Source organism: Pseudomonas syringae group sp. J309-1, from assembly GCF_032582135.1.
Taxonomy (GTDB): domain Bacteria; phylum Pseudomonadota; class Gammaproteobacteria; order Pseudomonadales; family Pseudomonadaceae; genus Aquipseudomonas; species Aquipseudomonas quasicaspiana.
The window spans coordinates 17,166-36,339 of sequence record NZ_JAWHNU010000009.1; the positions used below are offsets into that span (position 1 = coordinate 17,166).

Consider the following 19,174-nt stretch of genomic DNA (forward strand, 5'->3'; position numbering starts at 1 on the left):
AGATGATCGAAGTCTGATTGGTCATTTATCGTTTACATGTCCTAGACTGATTCCACCGGCTTTCCGGTTTTATCCGCATCCGCTTCCAAGGCCTTCCGAATGCCCGATTCCCGATACCAGGTCGACGTCAGCGTCGTCACACGCTTCCTGGCAGAGCAGTCACAACCCGAGCAGAATCGCTTTGCCTTTGCCTACACCGTCACCGTCCACAATAGCGGCGAATTGCCTGCCAAGTTGATGTCCCGGCATTGGGTAATCACTGATGGTGATGGCCATGTCGAAGAGGTACGCGGTGAGGGCGTGGTGGGGCAACAACCTTTGATTGCTGCCGGGAAGAGTCATACGTACAGCAGCGGCACCGTGATGACGACCAAAGTTGGCAACATGCAGGGCTCATATCAAATGCTCGCAGACGACGGCAAGCGCTTCGATGCGGTCATCGCTCCGTTTCGCCTGGCGGTACCGGGGTCTCTTCACTGATGGCGGTGTACGCCGTTGGTGACCTGCAAGGTTGCCTCGAGCCGCTGCAGTGCCTGCTGGAACATGTGAATTTCGACCCGGCCAGGGATCACCTCTGGCTGGTAGGCGATCTGGTCAATCGTGGACCTCAATCGCTGGAAACCCTGCGCTTTCTTTACAGCATCCGAGACTCGGTCACCTGCGTACTCGGCAACCACGATCTGCATATGCTTGCCGCGTCGCGCAACATTGAGCGCCTGAAGAAAGGCGATACGCTGCGTCCCATTCTTGAGGCACCCGATCGCGACGATCTGCTGCAATGGGTACGTCGGCAAAAGCTGCTGCACTACGATGCCGAGCGCAACGTTGCCATGGCTCACGCGGGTATTCCACCACAGTGGACCTTGAAGAAAGCCCTCAAGCTGGCCGCTGAGGTGGAAGCCACCCTGCTTGATGACTCGCTCTACCACCCGTTCCTTGACGGAATGTATGGCAACGAGCCAAACAAGTGGGACCCCGAACTGCATGGCGTTGCACGGCTACGGGTTATCACCAATTACTTTACCCGCATGCGCTTCTGCACCAGCGACGGCAAACTGGACCTCAAGGGCAAGGAAGGAATCGAAACCGCCCTGCCCGGCTATGCGCCCTGGTTCAAGCATCAGGACCGCCGGACACGCGATGTGAAAATCATCTTCGGTCACTGGGCTGCGCTGGAGGGCCGTTGCGATGAGCCCGATGTCTACGCGCTGGACACCGGCTGCGTCTGGGGCTCTGCGATGACAATGCTTAATGTCGATACCTTCGAGCGGTATCTCTGCGATTGCGATGAGCACGGCAATGCTGAATCAGGTGCGACCCGAACCATTCTGCATGACCCGGCAGGCGTGATCAGGCGTTAAACTCAGCACAACGTACTTCAACTGTAGGAGCTGCCGAAGGCTGCGAAAGCGGTATATCTGCCACACCTCCATTCGCAGCCTTCGGCAGCTCCTACAGAATCACACCCCGGATAACATTCAAAGGAGCCAACCATGACCGAATTCAAACGTATCCCGCCAGAACAGGCTCAAGCCCTTCGCGAGCAAGGTGCCGTGCTGGTGGACGTTCGCGATCCACAGGCCTTCGCCGGCAATCACATCCCTGATTCCCAACATCTGGACAACCAATCCATTGCCGATTTCATCCGCAATGCCGATCTGGATAAACCGGTAGTCGTAGTCTGCTATCACGGTAACTCCAGCCAGAGCGCTGCGGCCTATCTGGTGAATCAGGGTTTCTCCGATGTATACAGCCTGGACGGTGGCTTCGAGCTATGGCGCAATACCTTTCCAGCTGATACAGCCCAGAGCTGACAGAAAATATTTTTATTGCAGTTGATCCCGCGTCCTGCGCGGGCTCGCGACCTAACTGACGGACGGTCTGTCAGTCTTTCTGCTCATCCCTTCTTTATCTTTCCGATTCCGAACTATCCTTAGCCTCAGGCCATCCGTAATCAGGGGAGAGCCGGTACACCGGCGCGTGGGTCATCGGTAGCTACTTTTATGGTGTTTGGGGGGTAAACGGCATCCGGATTCTCGGCTGCTGCCAACATCGACTGACGATCCGCCGCCGGCTCTACGTATCGAGCGAGGTGACGTCATGAGTATTTTTAGCCACTTCCAACAACGCTTTGAATCGACACGGCAGGAGGAGCTCTCCTTACAGGAGTATCTAGAGCTCTGTAAGCAGGATCGCAGCGCTTATGCGTCTGCGGCAGAAAGACTGTTGCTTGCTATCGGCGAGCCGGAGCTGGTTGATACCTCGACCAACTCCCGGCTCTCGAGGATCTTTTCCAATAAGGTCATCCGCCGCTACCCGGCCTTTGCTGACTTCCATGGGATGGAAGAATGCATCGACCAGATAGTCTCGTACTTCCGCCATGCCGCTCAGGGCCTGGAAGAGAAGAAACAGATCCTTTACCTCCTCGGCCCGGTGGGTGGCGGTAAGTCATCGCTGGCTGAAAAACTCAAACAACTGATCGAAAAAGTCCCGTTCTACGCGATCAAGGGCTCGCCGGTTTTCGAATCTCCGCTCGGTTTGTTCAACGCAACCGAAGACGGTGCGATTCTCGAAGAAGACTTCGGTATCCCGCGTCGCTATCTGAGCACCATCATGTCGCCCTGGGCGACCAAACGTCTGGCTGAGTTCGGGGGCGACATCAGCCAGTTCAAAGTGGTCAAACTCTATCCATCGATTCTCAACCAGATCGCGGTGGCCAAAACCGAGCCGGGCGACGAGAACAACCAGGACATTTCTGCACTGGTGGGTAAGGTCGATATCCGTAAACTCGAGGAATACCCACAGAACGACGCCGACGCCTACAGCTATTCTGGCGCGCTGTGCCGGGCCAACCAGGGCCTGATGGAATTCGTAGAGATGTTCAAGGCACCTATCAAGGTGCTGCACCCACTGCTCACCGCCACCCAGGAAGGTAACTACAACAGTACCGAAGGTCTGGGCGCGATTCCGTTCACCGGTATTCTGCTGGCCCACTCCAACGAATCGGAATGGCACAGCTTCCGCAATAACAAGAACAACGAAGCGTTTATCGACCGGATCTACATCGTCAAAGTGCCGTACTGCCTGCGCGTGAGCGATGAGATCAAGATTTACGACAAGCTTCTGTTCAACAGCTCATTGTCCAAGGCCCATTGCGCGCCAGACACCCTGAAAATGCTCGCGCAGTTCACCACCCTGTCGCGCTTGAAAGAGCCGGATAACTCCAACATCTACTCCAAGATGCGCGTGTATGACGGCGAAAACCTCAAGGATACCGATCCAAAGGCCAAGTCGATTCAGGAGTACCGCGACGGCGCAGGCGTCGATGAAGGCATGAATGGCCTGTCCACACGTTTTGCGTTCAAGATTCTTTCCAAGGTGTTCAACTTCGACCCACACGAAATTGCCGCCAACCCGGTGCACTTGCTGTACGTGCTGGAGCAGCAGATCGAGCAGGAGCAATTCCAGGCTGAAACCCGCGAGCGCTATCTACGGTTCATCAAGGAATACCTGGCACCGCGCTACATCGAGTTCATCGGCAAGGAAATCCAGACCGCGTATCTGGAGTCCTACAGCGAATACGGACAAAACATCTTTGACCGCTACGTGCTGTACGCAGACTTCTGGATTCAGGATCAGGAATACCGCGACCCGGAAACCGGAGAAATCCTCAACCGCGTGGCCCTGAACGAAGAACTGGAAAAAATCGAGAAACCGGCCGGCATCAGTAATCCGAAGGATTTCCGTAATGAAATCGTCAACTTCGTATTGCGTGCTCGCGCTAACAACAACGGCAAAAACCCGACCTGGCTCAGCTACGAGAAACTGCGCGTGGTGATCGAGAAGAAAATGTTCTCCAACACCGAGGACCTCCTTCCCGTCATCAGCTTCAACGCAAAAGCCAGCAAAGAGGATCAACAGAAACACAACGACTTTGTTACCAGGATGGTCGAGCGGGGCTATACCGACAAACAGGTACGGCTCCTTTCCGAATGGTACCTACGGGTCCGGAAGTCGCAGTAAGGCAGCTGCAAGCGTCCAGCTACAAGCTGCAAGAACGAAGCACGTGAAATCTGATAGCCGGGTAATTGCTTCTACTTGCAGCTTGCAGCTCACAACTTGAAGCTCCCCGGAGGGGCCTATGAGCTATGTGATCGACCGACGTCTCAATGGCAAGAACAAGAGCACGGTAAACCGCCAGCGGTTTTTGCGGCGTTACCGTGATCACATCAAGAAAGCAGTCGAAGAAGCCGTCAGCCGCCGTTCCATCACTGATATGGAACATGGCGAGCAAATCAGCATTCCCGGTCGCGACATCGACGAGCCGGTGCTCCATCACGGTCGTGGCGGCAAGCAGACCGTGGTTCATCCGGGTAACAAGGAATTCACCTCGGGTGAGCACATCGCCCGCCCACAAGGCGGTGGCGGAGGCAAAGGGCCAGGCAAAGCCAGTAATTCCGGCGAAGGCATGGATGAGTTTGTCTTTCAGATTACTCAGGAAGAGTTTCTGGAGTTCATGTTCGAAGACCTTGAACTGCCCAACCTGGTCAAACGCAACCTGACCGGCACCGACACCTTCAAAACCGTCCGCGCCGGGATCAGCAACGAGGGCAACCCTTCGCGCATCAATATCATCCGCACCCTGCGTTCCGCTCACGCGCGTCGCATTGCACTGTCCGGCAGCAGCCGCGCCAAACTCAGAGAAACCATCACTGAACTGGATCGCCTGAAGCGTGAAGAACCCGATAACTTCGGCGATATTCAGGAGCTGGAGTCTGAAGTTGATCGCCTGAAGGCCCGTATTCGCCGGGTACCGTATCTCGATACCTTCGACCTCAAATACAACCTGCTGGTCAAACAGCCCAACCCAAGCTCCAAAGCGGTCATGTTCTGCCTGATGGACGTTTCCGGCTCCATGACCCAGGCCACCAAAGATATCGCCAAGCGCTTCTTCATCCTGTTGTATCTGTTCCTCAAGCGTAATTACGACAAGATCGAAGTGGTCTTTATCCGCCATCACACCAGCGCCCGGGAAGTCGACGAGGAAGAGTTTTTCTATTCCCGGGAAACCGGCGGCACCATCGTTTCCAGCGCACTCAAGCTGATGCAGGAAATCATGGCTGAGCGCTATCCCACCAACGAATGGAATATCTACGCGGCTCAAGCGTCGGACGGCGACAACTGGAATGACGACTCGCCTATTTGTCGCGACATTCTGATCAAGCAGATCATGCCGTTTGTTCAGTACTACACGTACGTGGAGATTACTCCACGTGAACATCAGGCCTTGTGGTTCGAATACGAACGTATCGGTGAAGCATTCGCCGACACGTTTGCCCAGCAGCAGCTGGTCTCTGCCGGTGATATCTATCCGGTATTCCGTGAACTCTTCCAGCGCAGGTTAGTGACATGACCGCTAGAGAGCAGAAGCGCCAACCCCTGTCCACGGGTTCCGAGTGGACGTTTGAACTCATTCAGGCCTACGACCGCGAGATCAGCCGTATCGCGGAACGCTATGCGCTGGATACCTATCCCAACCAGATTGAAGTGATCACGGCCGAGCAGATGATGGATGCTTATGCCTCAGTGGGTATGCCCTTGGGCTATCACCACTGGTCCTACGGCAAACACTTCCTGAGCACGGAGAAATCCTACACACGTGGCCAGATGGGTCTGGCCTATGAAATCGTCATCAACTCTGATCCGTGTATCGCTTACCTGATGGAAGAGAACACCATCTGCATGCAGGCGCTGGTAGTGGCCCACGCTTGCTATGGGCACAACAGCTTCTTCAAGGGTAACTACCTGTTCCGAACCTGGACCGACGCCAGCTCGATCATTGATTACCTGGTGTTTGCCAAGCAGTACATCATGCAATGCGAAGAACGCCACGGTATCGATGCCGTCGAAGACCTGCTCGACTCCTGCCATGCACTCATGAACTATGGCGTAGACCGCTATAAACGCCCTTACCCGATCTCGGCCGAAGAAGAACGCCGTCGACAGAAAGACAGGGAAGAACATCTTCAGAAGCAGATCAATGATCTGTGGCGCACTATTCCTAAAAACGCCGACAAAAACAGCAAAGAGGACAACGCTCGTTTCCCCGCAGAACCGCAGGAAAACATCCTCTACTTCATCGAAAAACATGCACCGCTGCTGGAACCATGGCAGCGTGAAATCGTACGTATCGTGCGCAAGATTGCGCAGTACTTCTATCCGCAGCGCCAGACTCAGGTGATGAACGAAGGCTGGGCGACGTTCTGGCACTACACGCTGATGAACGACCTGTATGACGAAGGTTTGGTCACCGACGGCTTCATGATGGAGTTCCTGACCTCGCACACCAGCGTCATCTATCAACCTGGTTTCGACAGCCCTTATTACAGCGGCATCAACCCCTACACGCTGGGCTTCGCCATGTATCGCGATATACGCCGCATGTGTGAAGAGCCTACCGAGGAAGATTACCGCTGGTTCCCCGAACTTGCTGGCACGGATTGGCTGACTGCCGTGAAGTTTGCCATGAGCAGTTTCAAGGACGAGAGCTTCATCCTCCAGTACCTGTCACCCAAAGTGATCCGGGATCTGAAGCTGTTCAGCATCATGGACGACGATCAGAAAGACGACCTGGTGGTGCCAGCCATTCACGATGAGCCCGGTTACCGAATCATCCGCGAAACCCTGGCGGCGCAGTACAACCTGGGCAACCGTGAACCCAACGTGCAGATCTACAGCATCGACCGCCGCGGCGACCGCTCATTGACGCTTCGCCATCAACAGCACGACCGTAAACCCCTGTCTGAATCCACCGACGAGGTGCTTAAGCACCTGCATCGGCTTTGGGGGTTTGATATCCATCTGGAAACGCTGCAAGGCGATCAAGTCATGAAAACTCATCACGTCCCTCCAAAGAGCGAGCATGCCGACAGTGAATATCCCCGGCTTGATATGGCGGTAGTACACCTCTAGAACGCCTGCTTGATGGGATTGCTCAGCGAGGTATTTGTTTGGCACCTCATGACTATTGATTAGGTTTTACCTCCGCAAGTGCGACACAGGGTTTATCCTGTCGCGCTTACGGAGGTTTTTTATGCAGATCTATAAAGTCGGTGGCGCAGTGCGCGACCGTCTGCTGGGCAAACCGGTTACCGATGTGGATTGGGTAGTGGTCGGCGCGACTACCGATGAAATGCTGATCAAGGGCTATCGCCCGGTGGGTATCGACTTTCCGGTTTTTCTTCACCCACTGACGGGCGAGGAATATGCCTTGGCCCGTACCGAACGCAAAAGTGGACGCGGATACGGCGGCTTCGTGTTTCACGCCAGCCCTGACGTTACCCTCGAAGATGACTTGATCCGTCGCGACCTGACCATCAACGCCATCGCCGAAGATAAAGAGGGCAATCTGACCGACCCTTACGGCGGCCAGCGTGACTTAGAGGCCCGCGTTTTACGCCACGTTTCCCCCGCTTTCGCCGAAGATCCACTGCGAGTCTTGCGTGTAGCCCGCTTTGCCGCACGCTACGCGCCGGAAGGTTTCAGCATCGCGCCTGAAACATTGCAACTGATGCGTCAACTCAGCGAATCAGGCGAACTTGATGCGCTGACCCCGGAACGCAGCTGGAAGGAAATTTCCCGCGCGCTCATGGAAAAACAGCCACAAGTCTTTATTCGAGTGTTGCGTGACTGCGGTGCTCTGAAGGAGCTTTTGCCAGAAGTTGACGCGCTGTTCGGCGTCCCTCAGCCAGCCGCCCATCATCCGGAAATAGACACAGGTGAGCATGTGCTGAGCGTTCTGCAACAGGCTGCCATCCACCAGCAACCGCTGAGCGTGCGTTGGGCCTGCTTGCTTCACGACCTGGGGAAAGGTCTGACGCCCGAAGACGAATGGCCGAGGCATATTGCCCACGAACATATCGGCTTGCGGTTGATCAAGGCGGTTAATGCTCGCTTCAAGGTGCCACGGGAGTGTCAGGAATTGGCATTGCTTGTAGGCCAATACCACACCCATGGCCACCGGGCATTGGAGCTGAAGCCTTCAACGGTGCTGGATTTGCTGCACAGTTTTGACGTCTATCGTCGGCCTCAGCGCTTCGAAGACTTCATCATTGCCTGCGAAATGGACGCCCGAGGCCGACACGGTTTTGAGCAGCGCGATTACCCGCAAGCCGAATACCTGCGCGGCGCGGCTGAAGCTGCACGCGCGGTCTCGGTGCAGCCACTGATCGAGAAGGGTTTCAAGGGGCAGGAGCTGGGTGAAGCACTCAAAGCCGAGCGCCTGGACGCGCTGAAGGTTTACAAGGCGCAGTACAACAGCTGAGCTTGATACGATCTCCTTTAGGAGCTGCCGAAGTCAGCGAAAACGATAGACCTGATCTATCGCTTTCGCAGCCTTCGGCAGCTCCTACAAGATTCAGCTATGCAGCAAACCTGGCGGCGTCAATTGCGTGCCCCGCCATTCAAACGCAACCGGCCACAGCTGTTGCTCAATTTTTGCACGCTCCCAAAGCTGCTCGAAAGAGGCGCCAGCCTCAGGATGCAGACGGTCCGGCGCAATCAGCGACAACGGCCACAGCACAAAGGCGTTTTTCAGGATCTCGGCACGAGGCAGGATCAAACCGTCGAAGTCACCGACCTGATCGCCATACAGCAGCACGTCGATATCCAGCGGCAGCCCCTTTCGATCCGGAGCGTAACGGCCGTTATCGGCTTCAATAAACTTCAGGCGGCGGTCAAGCTCCAACAACGGCAGCGCGGTCAAACCCGTTACTACAAGGTTGAAGAACAGACCACTCTTGATTCCGACTGGCTGACTTTCAAACACCGGAGAACAAACGATATCGCTGACGAAGCCATCCAGCGCCTCGAGCCCAGCAATCAGGTGCTTCTCGCGCTCGATGTTACTGCCCAAACCAAGGTAAACCCGTGTCAGCGACATCCGCGCTCGATCTCCACGCCCACACCAGCAGCAGCTGCAACCGCGCCGGGCTTGGTCAGTTTCAAGTGCAGCCAGGGAATCTGGAACTCACTCATAAGCACTTCCGCCAATCGTTCGGCAAAGGTCTCCACCAACTGAAACTGCGCCTTGTCGGCAAAATCCAGAATGCGAGTGGAAACGCTGGCGTAGTCGAGTGCCTTGCTCAGGTCATCACCAGCAGCGGCTGGTCGATTATCCCAGGCAAAACTCAGGTCCAGGCGCAGACACTGGCGAATGCCCCGCTCCCAGTCGTAAGCACCGATAACGGTATCGACTTCCAGACCTTCAATGAAAACTCTGTCCAAACACCACTCTCCACTGCACGACAAGGGCGCGATGCGCCGTTAGAATCAGGGCTTCCCAGCCCGGAATAGTTAGCATGTTTTGGTTACTGGCGATTTTCGCCTACCTGCTTGGCTCACTGTCCTTCGCCATTCTCCTGAGCCGCCTCACTGGCAGCCCGGACCCGCGCGCCAGTGGTTCTGGCAATGCGGGCGCGACCAACATGTTGCGTCTGGCCGGCAAAAAACTCGCGATCCTGACGCTGCTCGGCGACCTGTGCAAAGGCCTGCTGCCGGTACTGCTCGCCAATCTCGCCGGGATGGACCCCAAAGCACAGGCCTGGATTGGGCTCTGCGCGGTGCTGGGTCATCTGTTCCCGCTCTACTTTCGCTTCCGCGGTGGCAAAGGCGTCGCCACTGCCGCCGGTGTACTGCTGGGGCTTTATCCGCCCGCCGCCATCCTGGCAATGTGTGCGTGGGGGCTGATGTTCTATATGACCCGCACCAGCTCGATCGCGGCCCTGGTCGCTACCCCGCTGACGCTGCCATTGCTCGCCTGGCAAGAACCACGAGCGTTGCTGCCGATGACTCTGCTCACGCTGCTGATTGTCTGGCGGCACCGGGGCAATCTACGCGACCTGTTTGCCGGGCGCGAACGGCATTTTTGAATCGCCTGAATGAATCCGCCTCACGTCGCCGGTTTAAATCCTTGAACCTACAAACCCTGCAACTGCTCCATCGGCCAGCGAGCCTGAACGCTGATGCTCAGATCTTCCTTCTGCCCCGCCAATAAACGCTGGCATCCGGCAAAAGCGATCATCGCGCCGTTGTCAGTGCAAAACTCAGGGCGCGCATAGAAAACATTGCCCTTGAGCTCGCCCAGCATTTTTTCCAGAGACGCGCGCAGGGACTTGTTGGCGCTTACGCCGCCCGCAATCACCAAACGCTTCATGCCGGTCTGCTTCAGTGCCCGCTTGCACTTGATGGTCAAAGTCTCCACCACTGCCTGCTGGAAGGCCAGCGAGATGTCGCAACGAGTCTGCTCGCTGTCGTCTCCGACACTTTGGCACTGCTGCCAGGTCGTCAGCGTGGAGGTTTTCAGGCCACTGAAGCTGAAGTCCAGCCCCGGGCGATCCGTCATTGGACGCGGAAAGACAAAACGCCCGGCCACACCTTTGGTCGCCAGTGCCGCAATTTCAGGTCCGCCTGGATACTGCAGGCCCATCATCTTTGCCGTTTTGTCGAAGGCTTCGCCCGCAGCGTCGTCCAGCGTCTCGCCCAGCAACTCATACAGGCCAATGCCATCAACCCGAACCAGTTGCGTGTGACCACCGGACACCAACAAAGCGACGAACGGAAACTCCGGCGGTTGCGCTTCCAGCATCGGGGCCAGCAAGTGACCTTCCATGTGGTGAACACCCAGCGCCGGAATATCCCACGCGAACGCCAGCGCCTGAGCACACGAGGCGCCGACCAGCAAAGCGCCTACAAGGCCCGGCCCTGCTGTGTATGCGATAGCATCGATGTCTGTAGCGACAACGCCCGCGTCGGCTATAACCTGACGAATCAAAGGCAACATGCGCTTGACGTGATCACGCGAAGCAAGCTCCGGCACCACACCGCCATAAGCACGATGCAGGTCGATTTGACTGAACAATGCGTCGGCCAGCAGCCCGCGCTCACTGTCATAGAGCGCGACGCCGGTTTCGTCGCAAGAGGTTTCTAATCCCAGTACTAGCATGGGTTTGCGCCTTGTTTAGGCTGAATTCGAAGGCGCGCATAATAGTCGCCGCCCGGTGCCCCGACCAGCGGTTTTCGATCAGAGGCTTTGCATTCCTCTCAATGAGGGGTTAACATCCGCAACCCTTAAAAACCGACGTACTTATGTGCAGTCTTTGCACGAGACGTTGACCCCGGTAATGAATGAAGGTAGCTCTGGATGCCAGCCGTCAAAGTTAAAGAGAACGAACCCTTCGACGTAGCTCTGCGTCGTTTCAAGCGCTCCTGCGAAAAAGCCGGTGTTCTGGCTGAAGTTCGTAGCCGCGAATTTTACGAGAAGCCTACTTCTGAGCGTAAGCGTAAAGCAGCAGCCGCTGTTAAGCGTCACGCCAAGAAAGTACAGCGCGAACAGCGCCGCGCCGTTCGTCTGTATTAATTTACAGACGTCTGTCGCAAGCTTCTGCAATGCCCGGCCCCAAAGCCGGGCTAGCGGCAGTTAAGGCACCGCATAAGCTACATCGAAGAAGCACACAGGTCGCACACGCGTACCTCACACTTCCTCAAAGCACGTCCCGCCTGAGATTCAGGCCACGTTGATCACGTCGTTATGACGAATGCATCAAGGTGAATGACGAGTATGCCTTGATGATCTTCGCAAGAAGCTCAGCCAAGGCAGCGTCGCCCTCGACACGCTGAGCACAACGAATCCGTAACCGGTATTCGGTTTGCTACAAACAGCAACATGCTTAAAAGCCGCCACTGCCTGATTTCTGCTGCCTGATGTTAACAGCGGGTCACGGGTAGATTGCTGGCAGCTACCATTCCAGATAATGATGAGCAGCCGCGCTCAAGTCAGGCTGTGCATGCCCTTGCGGCATTACAGAAAGACCTGAAGCAGCCGTTACATCCTGGATTCGCCACGAGCCTCATGGCGGAACGCTTGATATGAGAACGATATGGCCGGGCTGATTCCCCAAGGCTTCATTGACGACCTCCTGAACCGCACCGACATTGTCGATGTTGTCAGCTCACGTCTGCAATTGAAGAAAACCGGGAAGAACTTCAGCGCCTGCTGCCCGTTCCACAAGGAAAAGACGCCGTCTTTCAGCGTCAGCCCCGACAAGCAGTTCTACTACTGCTTTGGTTGCGGCGCAGGGGGTAACGCCCTTGGTTTCATCATGGACCACGACAATCTGGACTTCGTCCAGGCCGTCGAAGACCTGGCGAAATCAGCGGGCATGGAAGTTCCCAGAGAACAAGGTACTAAAGGGCAAAAGCCCCGCCAGCCTGTGGACTCGCCGCTTTACCCGCTGCTGACAGCCGCCGCCGAGTATTACCGCCTTGCGCTGAAGAATCATCCATCGCGCAGAGCCGCAGTGGAATACCTGAAAGGTCGCGGCCTTTCCGGTGAAATTGCTCGTGACTTCGGCCTTGGCTTTGCCCCGCCCGGCTGGGACAACCTGCACAAGCACTTGAGCAGCGATACGCTTCAACAGAAAGCCATGATTGATGCAGGCCTGTTGATCGAGAACGCCGAAACCGGCAAGCGCTACGACCGCTTCCGCGACCGGGTGATGTTTCCGATCCGCGACAGTCGCGGCCGGGTCATCGCTTTTGGCGGACGGGTATTGGGTGACGACAAGCCCAAATACCTGAACTCGCCGGAAACACCTGTATTCCATAAGGGCCAAGAGCTTTACGGCCTGTTCGAAGCACGCAAATTCAATCGCAACCTCGATGAAATCATTGTGGTCGAAGGCTACATGGACGTCATCGCCCTCGCCCAGCAAGGCTTGCGCAATGCCGTTGCAACACTGGGCACCGCGACCAGCGAAGAACACTTGAAGCGGCTGTTCCGGGTTGTACCCAACGTCCTGTTCTGCTTTGACGGCGACCAGGCGGGTCGCAATGCCGCATGGCGCGCACTGGAGGCAACGCTTTCCAGCCTGCAGGACGGACGCCGCGCACGATTTCTGTTTCTGCCCGAAGGCGAAGACCCGGACACTCTGGTTCGCGCTGAAGGCACCGACGCGTTCAAAGCCCGTATTCATCAGCATGCGCAGCCGCTGGCCGACTACTTCTTCGAACAGCTGACCAAAGAAGCAGACCCACGCTCCCTTGAGGGCAAGGCCCACATGGCCACCCTGGCAGCACCGCTGATCGACAAAGTGCCCGGCGCCAACCTGCGCACGCTCATGCGTCAACGACTGACGCAGATAACCGGCCTGAGCAACGAAAACGTCAGCCAACTGGTGCAGAACGCACCGGCGGAGGCGCCCCCGAGTTACGACCCGGGCTTCGATTACGACGCGATGCCCGACTATGCTGATTACCAGCCACAGGTCGGATACGAAGCCCTTCAGCAAGAATGGACGCCGAAAAAATCCGGCGGCCAGGGCCAGAAAAAGTGGGAAAAGAAGCCGTGGGACAAAAAAGGTAAGCGTGGAGATGACGAACCACGTGCCCCGCGGACGCCGACGACCGTCGAACCACCAACGTTGACGGCATTGAGAACACTTCTGCATCACCCGGAGCTGGCCGAGAAAGTCGAAGATGCCAGCCACCTGGCGGCAGAAGATCATATTTATGCGCAGCTACTGGTCGCTTTGCTCGAAGCCTTGCAAAAAAACCCGAAGCTGCGCTCGCTGCAACTGATCGCCCGCTGGCACGGCACAGAACAAGGCCGATTGCTGCGAGCATTAGCGGAAAAGGAATGGTTGATCTCGGCCGATAACCTTGAACAACAGTTTTTCGACACTATAACTAGGTTATCCGCCCGCCAACGCGAGCGAAGCCTGGAGCAATTAATCAGGAAGGAACGCCAGTCAGGCCTGGACGCGGAGGAAAAACTTCTGCTGCTCAAGCTGTTAAATCGGAATGTTCCTGCACAAACCCCGACCTCAACTGGCGCGTGAGGTCATAGCTCGGGTATAATCCCCGGCTTGTTTTTTGCCCGCCAAGACCTTCAGTGGATAGGGTGTTATGTCCGGAAAAGCGCAACAGCAGTCTCGTATCAAAGAGTTGATCACCCTGGGTCGTGAGCAGAAGTATCTGACTTACGCAGAGGTCAACGACCACCTGCCTGAGGATATTTCAGATCCCGAGCAGGTGGAAGACATCATCCGCATGATTAATGACATGGGGATCCCGGTACACGAGAGTGCCCCGGATGCGGACGCCCTGATGCTGGCCGACGCCGATACCGATGAGGCAGCCGCAGAAGAAGCGGCAGCAGCGTTGGCAGCGGTTGAGACCGACATTGGTCGCACCACTGACCCTGTGCGCATGTATATGCGTGAAATGGGTACGGTCGAGCTTCTGACACGTGAAGGCGAAATCGAAATCGCCAAACGTATCGAAGAAGGCATTCGTGAAGTGATGGGCGCAATTGCGCACTTCCCTGGCACGGTTGACCACATTCTCTCCGAGTACACCCGTGTCACGACGGAAGGCGGTCGCCTGTCCGACGTGCTGAGCGGCTACATCGACCCGGATGACGGCATTGCGCCGCCAGCTGAAGTCCCGCCGCCTGTCGACCCGAAAACAGCCAAGGCTGCCGAAGGCGATGACGACGAGGAAGAGAAGGACGAGTCCTCTGACGACGAAGAAGAAGTCGAAAGCGGTCCCGATCCGATCATTGCCCAGCAGCGTTTCGGTGCGGTTTCCGATCAAATGGAAATCACCCGCAAAGCCCTGAAAAAGCACGGCCGTGACAGCAAGCAAGCGATTGCCGAACTGGTTGCACTGGCTGAGCTGTTCATGCCGATCAAACTGGTTCCTAAACAGTTTGAAGGTCTGGTTGAACGCGTTCGTAGCGCACTTGAGCGCCTGCGTGCTCAGGAACGCGCCATCATGCAGCTGTGCGTACGTGATGCACGTATGCCGCGCGCCGATTTCCTTCGCCAGTTCCCAGGCAACGAAGTCGACGAAAGCTGGACGGATGCGCTGGCTAAAGGCAAAAGCAAATACGCTGAAGCCATTGGCCGCCTGCAGCCTGATATCCAGCGTTGCCAGCAGAAGCTGACCGCGCTGCAGACCGAAACCGGTCTGACCATTGCTGAAATCAAGGACATCAACCGTCGCATGTCGATCGGCGAGGCCAAGGCCCGTCGCGCGAAGAAAGAGATGGTTGAAGCGAACCTGCGTCTGGTGATCTCGATCGCCAAGAAGTACACCAACCGTGGCCTGCAATTCCTCGACCTGATCCAGGAAGGCAACATCGGCTTGATGAAGGCGGTGGACAAGTTCGAATACCGTCGTGGTTACAAGTTCTCGACGTACGCCACATGGTGGATCCGTCAGGCCATCACTCGCTCGATCGCCGACCAGGCACGCACCATCCGTATTCCGGTGCACATGATCGAGACGATCAACAAACTCAACCGTATTTCCCGGCAGATGTTGCAGGAAATGGGTCGCGAGCCGACCCCGGAAGAGTTGGGCGAACGCATGGAAATGCCTGAGGATAAAATCCGCAAGGTATTGAAGATCGCTAAAGAGCCGATCTCCATGGAAACCCCGATCGGTGATGACGAAGATTCGCACCTGGGTGACTTCATCGAAGACTCGACCATGCAGTCGCCAATCGATGTCGCTACCGTCGAAAGCTTGAAAGAAGCAACTCGCGAAGTTCTGTCGGGCCTTACCGCCCGTGAAGCCAAGGTTCTGCGTATGCGCTTCGGTATTGATATGAATACCGACCACACGCTGGAAGAAGTGGGCAAACAGTTCGACGTGACTCGTGAGCGTATTCGTCAGATTGAGGCGAAGGCTCTGCGTAAGTTGCGCCACCCGACAAGAAGCGAGCACTTGCGCTCGTTCCTTGACGAGTAAGCGAGCAAAGCTGCACACAAAACCCCCGGCCCTGCCGGGGGTTTTGCATTATGGGTCGCAAATTTTCAACTTGGAGCGACGGTTTTCTCACTACGGCTACACTCTTCGGAGTGCCATCACGCCATCATGAGGCTGCCATGTTACAACTGTCGGCCATTATTCTGACGTACGCTCTAGGTTCTACAGCGGCTGCCGCGAACACGGAAGACCTTTCTACCCTTTACTCCGGGGTAATCTCGGTTTCGCAATTCATGAGCGTTAGCTCGCTCCCTGGACCTACGGCCCTTTATGCGACGTCATCCATGCCGTCGGCCAGTGCAAACCCAACGAGCATCAACACCCCCTCTACAGCATCTGAATCCGGATCAGAGCTGATGCCACGCACCAGCGGCACATCCCTCAAGGAAAGCTTCCTGCTATACGGCCTGCCGGGGCTTTTACTGCTTTCAACTGTCTTGATCATCGTGATTCGTGTGAACCGTCAACTGAGCTCGGAAATCACCCGAAGGATGGAGCTGGAGCAACAACTCCGAAGTAGCGAGTATCACTACCGCGGGATGGTCGAGAGCCTGTCGGCAATTGCCTGGGAGGCCAACCCGGAAGATTATTGCTACAACTACGTCTCACCTCAGGCTGAGAGCCTGCTGGGCTACCCGCTTCATCAATGGAAGGAACCGGGGTTCTGGCAGAGCATCGTGCACCCTCAGGACTTGCAGAAGACTGAAGCGCTGTGCAGAGAAGCCGCTAGCAGCGGCAACGATCACAGTGTCGACTACCGCGTCATCAGTGCTGACGGCCGAACACTCTGGATACGCGACATCGTCAGTTTGATAAAGCAGGGTCGTAAGTCCGTCATGCGCGGGCTGATGATCGACATCAGCGAAACCAAGCAAACCGAAGAAGCCCTGCGACTTTCCGAAGGTAAATTCGCCTCGGTATTCGCTCAGTGCCCGGACATTTTGGTGATTGCCAGCCTGGTGGACGGCGCCGTTCTGGAAGCCAATACCGCATTTGTCGACCAAATAGGCTTCCCCGTGGCTGACATCATTGGGCGGACACCCACCGAACTCGACATCTGGGGCATTCCAGGCATAGGCCCCGGGATACTGGAACGACTACAGAAAGGCAGCATCCGCAACCTTGAGATGCCCTTTCGGCGCAAAGACGGCCGCATGTTTTCCGGGCTGGTTTCCGCCGAACCTTTTGACCTGGACTCCACGCCAGCGGTAGTCGTTGTCGTGCGGGATATCACCCAGCTCAAACAGGCCCAGCAAGAACTTCAGATGTCTGAAGAGAAGTTCGCCAAATCATTCCACTCCTCCCCGGACGGCCTGCTGATTACTCGTCAGCGCGATGGGATGCTGGTCGAGGTCAACGAAGGGTTCAGCCGCATCACCGGTCACGAAAGCTCGACTTCACTGGATCAGTCCGTCATCGATCTTGGAATCTGGGCGAATCTGGACGAGCGTAGCAAGCTGCTGGAGCAGTTGAACCGCGAAGGTTTCGTCCGTGATTTTCGTAGTCACATCAGGCACAAGGATGGTCAGATTCGGCTGTGTGAAATCTCGTCACGGCCACTGCTAATCGGCGGCGAAGCGTGCATGCTGACCATCGCCCGGGACATCACCGAGCGTCATCAGATGCAGGAAAAGCTGCAACTGGCTGCCACTGTCTTCGAGAGCACTGCGGAGGGCGTGTTAATCACCGATACCCGACAGCGAATAAACGCGGTCAATCGGGCCTTCAGCGAAATTACCGGCTATAGCGAGCAGGAAGCGCTTGGTCAAACACCGAGCCTGATGGCTTCAGGTCTGCATGACAGCGCGTTCTATGCAGCCATGTGGTACCAGTTGACCGCTGAAGGACATTGGCAGGGAGAAATCACAAACCGCCGAAAAAACGGGGAGGTCTACCCAAGCTGGCTGACGATTAGTGCGGTCCGAAACAGGGAACAGTTCATCACTCACTTCGTCGCAGTCTTCGCCGACATTTCTAGCCTAAAACATGCTCAGGCACGCCTGGACTATCAGGCTCATCACGATCCGCTGACCGGACTGCCCAATCGCACGCTGTTCGAAAACCGCCTGCAAGCGGCCTTGCTGCACAGCATGGAATCCAACAGCCTTGGCGCGGTGCTGTTCCTTGACCTTGATCGCTTCAAGCACATCAACGACAGCCTCGGACACCCCGTGGGCGACCTGCTGCTCAAGGGCATCGCACAACGCCTCAAAGAAACCCTGCGCGACATCGACACCGTGGCGCGCCTGGGCGGAGACGAGTTCATCATCCTGCTGCCGGGCCTGCTGCACCCGAGCGACGCCGAAACCATCGCCGCCAAGCTACTGGCCTGTTTCACCGCACCGTTTCAGGCCGGGGAACATGAGTTCTTCATGAGCGCCAGCATCGGCAGCTGCCTGTTCCCTACCGACGGTCACGACGTGGCTACCGTGGTGAAGAATGCTGACGCCGCCATGTACCGCTCAAAAGCCAAAGGTCGCAACCGCGTTGAAAGCTATACCCAGGATCTGACCTCACAGGCCAGCGCCCGCATCGCGCTCGAACATGAACTGCGCCGAGCCATCGAGCGTAATGAGTTCAGCCTTTGCTATCAGCCGAAAATCAGCCTGCTCAGCCAACAGCTGGTTGGCGCAGAAGCCCTGCTTCGCTGGACACATCCCACTTTTGGCGAAGTACCACCTGAGCATTTCATTCCGTTGGCTGAAGAGAATGGCATGATTCTGCAGATCGGCGATTGGGTGCTGGAACGCGCCTGCCTGCAACTGTACGAGTGGAACAAGCTTTACACCCCTTTCGGAGCGCTCTCAGTAAACCTGGCGGGCGCACAGTTACGTCAGCCCAATCTACTGGCCCGGATCGAACAGCTGCTCTCTGACCACAACCTTGCCCCCGACTGCCTGCAACTGGAGATCACCGAAAACTTCATCATGAGCCAGGCGGAAGAAGCCCTCGCTGTCCTGCACAAACTCAAAACCCTCGGCGTACAACTGGCCATTGATGACTTCGGCACAGGCTACTCATCCCTGAGCTACCTGAAACGCTTGCCACTGGACATCCTGAAAATCGACCAGTCGTTCGTTCGCAGCCTGCCCGATGATCCACACGACGTCGCCATCGTCCGCGCCATCATCGCCCTGGGCCGCAGCATGCAATTGACCGTCATCGCCGAAGGCGTAGAGAACAACGAACAACAGCAATTCCTCGCCAACGAAGGCTGCGAACAGATCCAGGGCTACATCGTCAGCCTCCCTCTCCCACCCAATGAATTCAGCTCGAAATTTCTTCGTACGACTCTTTCGGACTTTTCGGATAGCACAGCATCGAAACCGCCGTTATAATCCGC

Annotated in this window: 14 protein-coding genes and 1 pseudogene; 12 read left to right on the top strand and 3 right to left on the bottom strand. The window is 56.4% G+C overall.

What is annotated here, in order from left to right:
- The first annotated feature begins 99 nt into the window (after window positions 1-99).
- The 7 genes from apaG (at window position 100) to RX972_RS07395 (ending at window position 8,323) form a co-directional block, all read left to right on the top strand.
- A complete protein-coding gene (gene apaG, locus RX972_RS07365) occupies window positions 100-480 on the top strand; it encodes a Co2+/Mg2+ efflux protein ApaG (RefSeq protein WP_027899453.1) in 381 nt (126 codons plus the stop codon).
- Entirely contained in the window at window positions 480-1,361 is an 882-nt protein-coding gene (locus RX972_RS07370; protein WP_316873726.1) for a symmetrical bis(5'-nucleosyl)-tetraphosphatase, read from the top strand. Before apaG ends, RX972_RS07370 begins: the two co-directional genes overlap by 1 nt.
- A gap of 132 nt (window positions 1,362-1,493) precedes the next feature.
- Window positions 1,494-1,814, top strand: a complete 321-nt coding sequence (glpE, locus tag RX972_RS07375; RefSeq protein ID WP_231666366.1) for a thiosulfate sulfurtransferase GlpE — start codon at window positions 1,494-1,496, stop codon at window positions 1,812-1,814.
- A gap of 286 nt (window positions 1,815-2,100) precedes the next feature.
- Entirely contained in the window at window positions 2,101-4,023 is a 1,923-nt protein-coding gene (locus RX972_RS07380; RefSeq protein ID WP_027899456.1) for a PrkA family serine protein kinase, read from the top strand.
- A 118-nt stretch (window positions 4,024-4,141) separates the two neighbouring features.
- Window positions 4,142-5,413: a YeaH/YhbH family protein gene (locus tag RX972_RS07385; RefSeq protein WP_027899457.1), complete on the top strand. Its 1,272-nt coding sequence runs from the start codon at window positions 4,142-4,144 to the stop codon at window positions 5,411-5,413.
- On the top strand, window positions 5,410-6,972 hold the full coding sequence (locus RX972_RS07390; protein ID WP_099268474.1) for a SpoVR family protein: 1,563 nt from the start codon (window positions 5,410-5,412) through the stop codon (window positions 6,970-6,972). Before RX972_RS07385 ends, RX972_RS07390 begins: the two co-directional genes overlap by 4 nt.
- 121 nt (window positions 6,973-7,093) lie before the next feature.
- Window positions 7,094-8,323, top strand: coding sequence for a multifunctional CCA addition/repair protein (locus RX972_RS07395; protein ID WP_316873730.1), 1,230 nt, complete (start codon window positions 7,094-7,096; stop codon window positions 8,321-8,323).
- A 93-nt stretch (window positions 8,324-8,416) separates the two neighbouring features.
- Here RX972_RS07395 and folK read toward each other — a convergent pair whose 3' ends face one another.
- Together folK and folB are read right to left on the bottom strand one after the other, a co-directional pair.
- Window positions 8,417-8,941, bottom strand: coding sequence for a 2-amino-4-hydroxy-6-hydroxymethyldihydropteridine diphosphokinase (gene folK, locus RX972_RS07400; protein WP_316873732.1), 525 nt, complete (start codon window positions 8,939-8,941; stop codon window positions 8,417-8,419).
- Window positions 8,932-9,285 (bottom strand): dihydroneopterin aldolase, encoded by a 354-nt coding sequence (gene folB / locus RX972_RS07405; protein ID WP_027899460.1) that lies wholly within the window; start codon window positions 9,283-9,285, stop codon window positions 8,932-8,934. The genes folK and folB overlap by 10 nt, the downstream gene beginning before the upstream one ends.
- A gap of 74 nt (window positions 9,286-9,359) precedes the next feature.
- Between folB and plsY the strand changes: the two genes are divergently transcribed.
- Window positions 9,360-9,929, top strand: coding sequence for a glycerol-3-phosphate 1-O-acyltransferase PlsY (gene plsY, locus RX972_RS07410; protein WP_231672687.1), 570 nt, complete (start codon window positions 9,360-9,362; stop codon window positions 9,927-9,929).
- Window positions 9,930-9,976: 47 nt separating this feature from the next.
- Here plsY and tsaD read toward each other — a convergent pair whose 3' ends face one another.
- Window positions 9,977-11,002, bottom strand: a complete 1,026-nt coding sequence (gene tsaD, locus RX972_RS07415) for a tRNA (adenosine(37)-N6)-threonylcarbamoyltransferase complex transferase subunit TsaD (protein ID WP_027899462.1) — start codon at window positions 11,000-11,002, stop codon at window positions 9,977-9,979.
- 198 nt (window positions 11,003-11,200) lie between these two features.
- Between tsaD and rpsU the strand changes: the two genes are divergently transcribed.
- The 4 genes and pseudogenes from rpsU to RX972_RS07435 all read left to right on the top strand — a co-directional run.
- Entirely contained in the window at window positions 11,201-11,416 is a 216-nt protein-coding gene (gene rpsU / locus RX972_RS07420; RefSeq protein ID WP_002551877.1) for a 30S ribosomal protein S21, read from the top strand.
- 520 nt (window positions 11,417-11,936) lie between these two features.
- Window positions 11,937-13,895, top strand: a complete 1,959-nt coding sequence (gene dnaG / locus RX972_RS07425) for a DNA primase (protein WP_316873737.1) — start codon at window positions 11,937-11,939, stop codon at window positions 13,893-13,895.
- Window positions 13,896-13,962: 67 nt separating this feature from the next.
- Window positions 13,963-15,813: an RNA polymerase sigma factor RpoD gene (gene rpoD / locus RX972_RS07430; protein WP_027899464.1), complete on the top strand. Its 1,851-nt coding sequence runs from the start codon at window positions 13,963-13,965 to the stop codon at window positions 15,811-15,813.
- A 413-nt stretch (window positions 15,814-16,226) separates the two neighbouring features.
- Window positions 16,227-19,169, top strand: a pseudogene (locus tag RX972_RS07435) (EAL domain-containing protein); the annotation flags it as partial.
- Window positions 19,170-19,174: the final 5 nt, after the last annotated feature.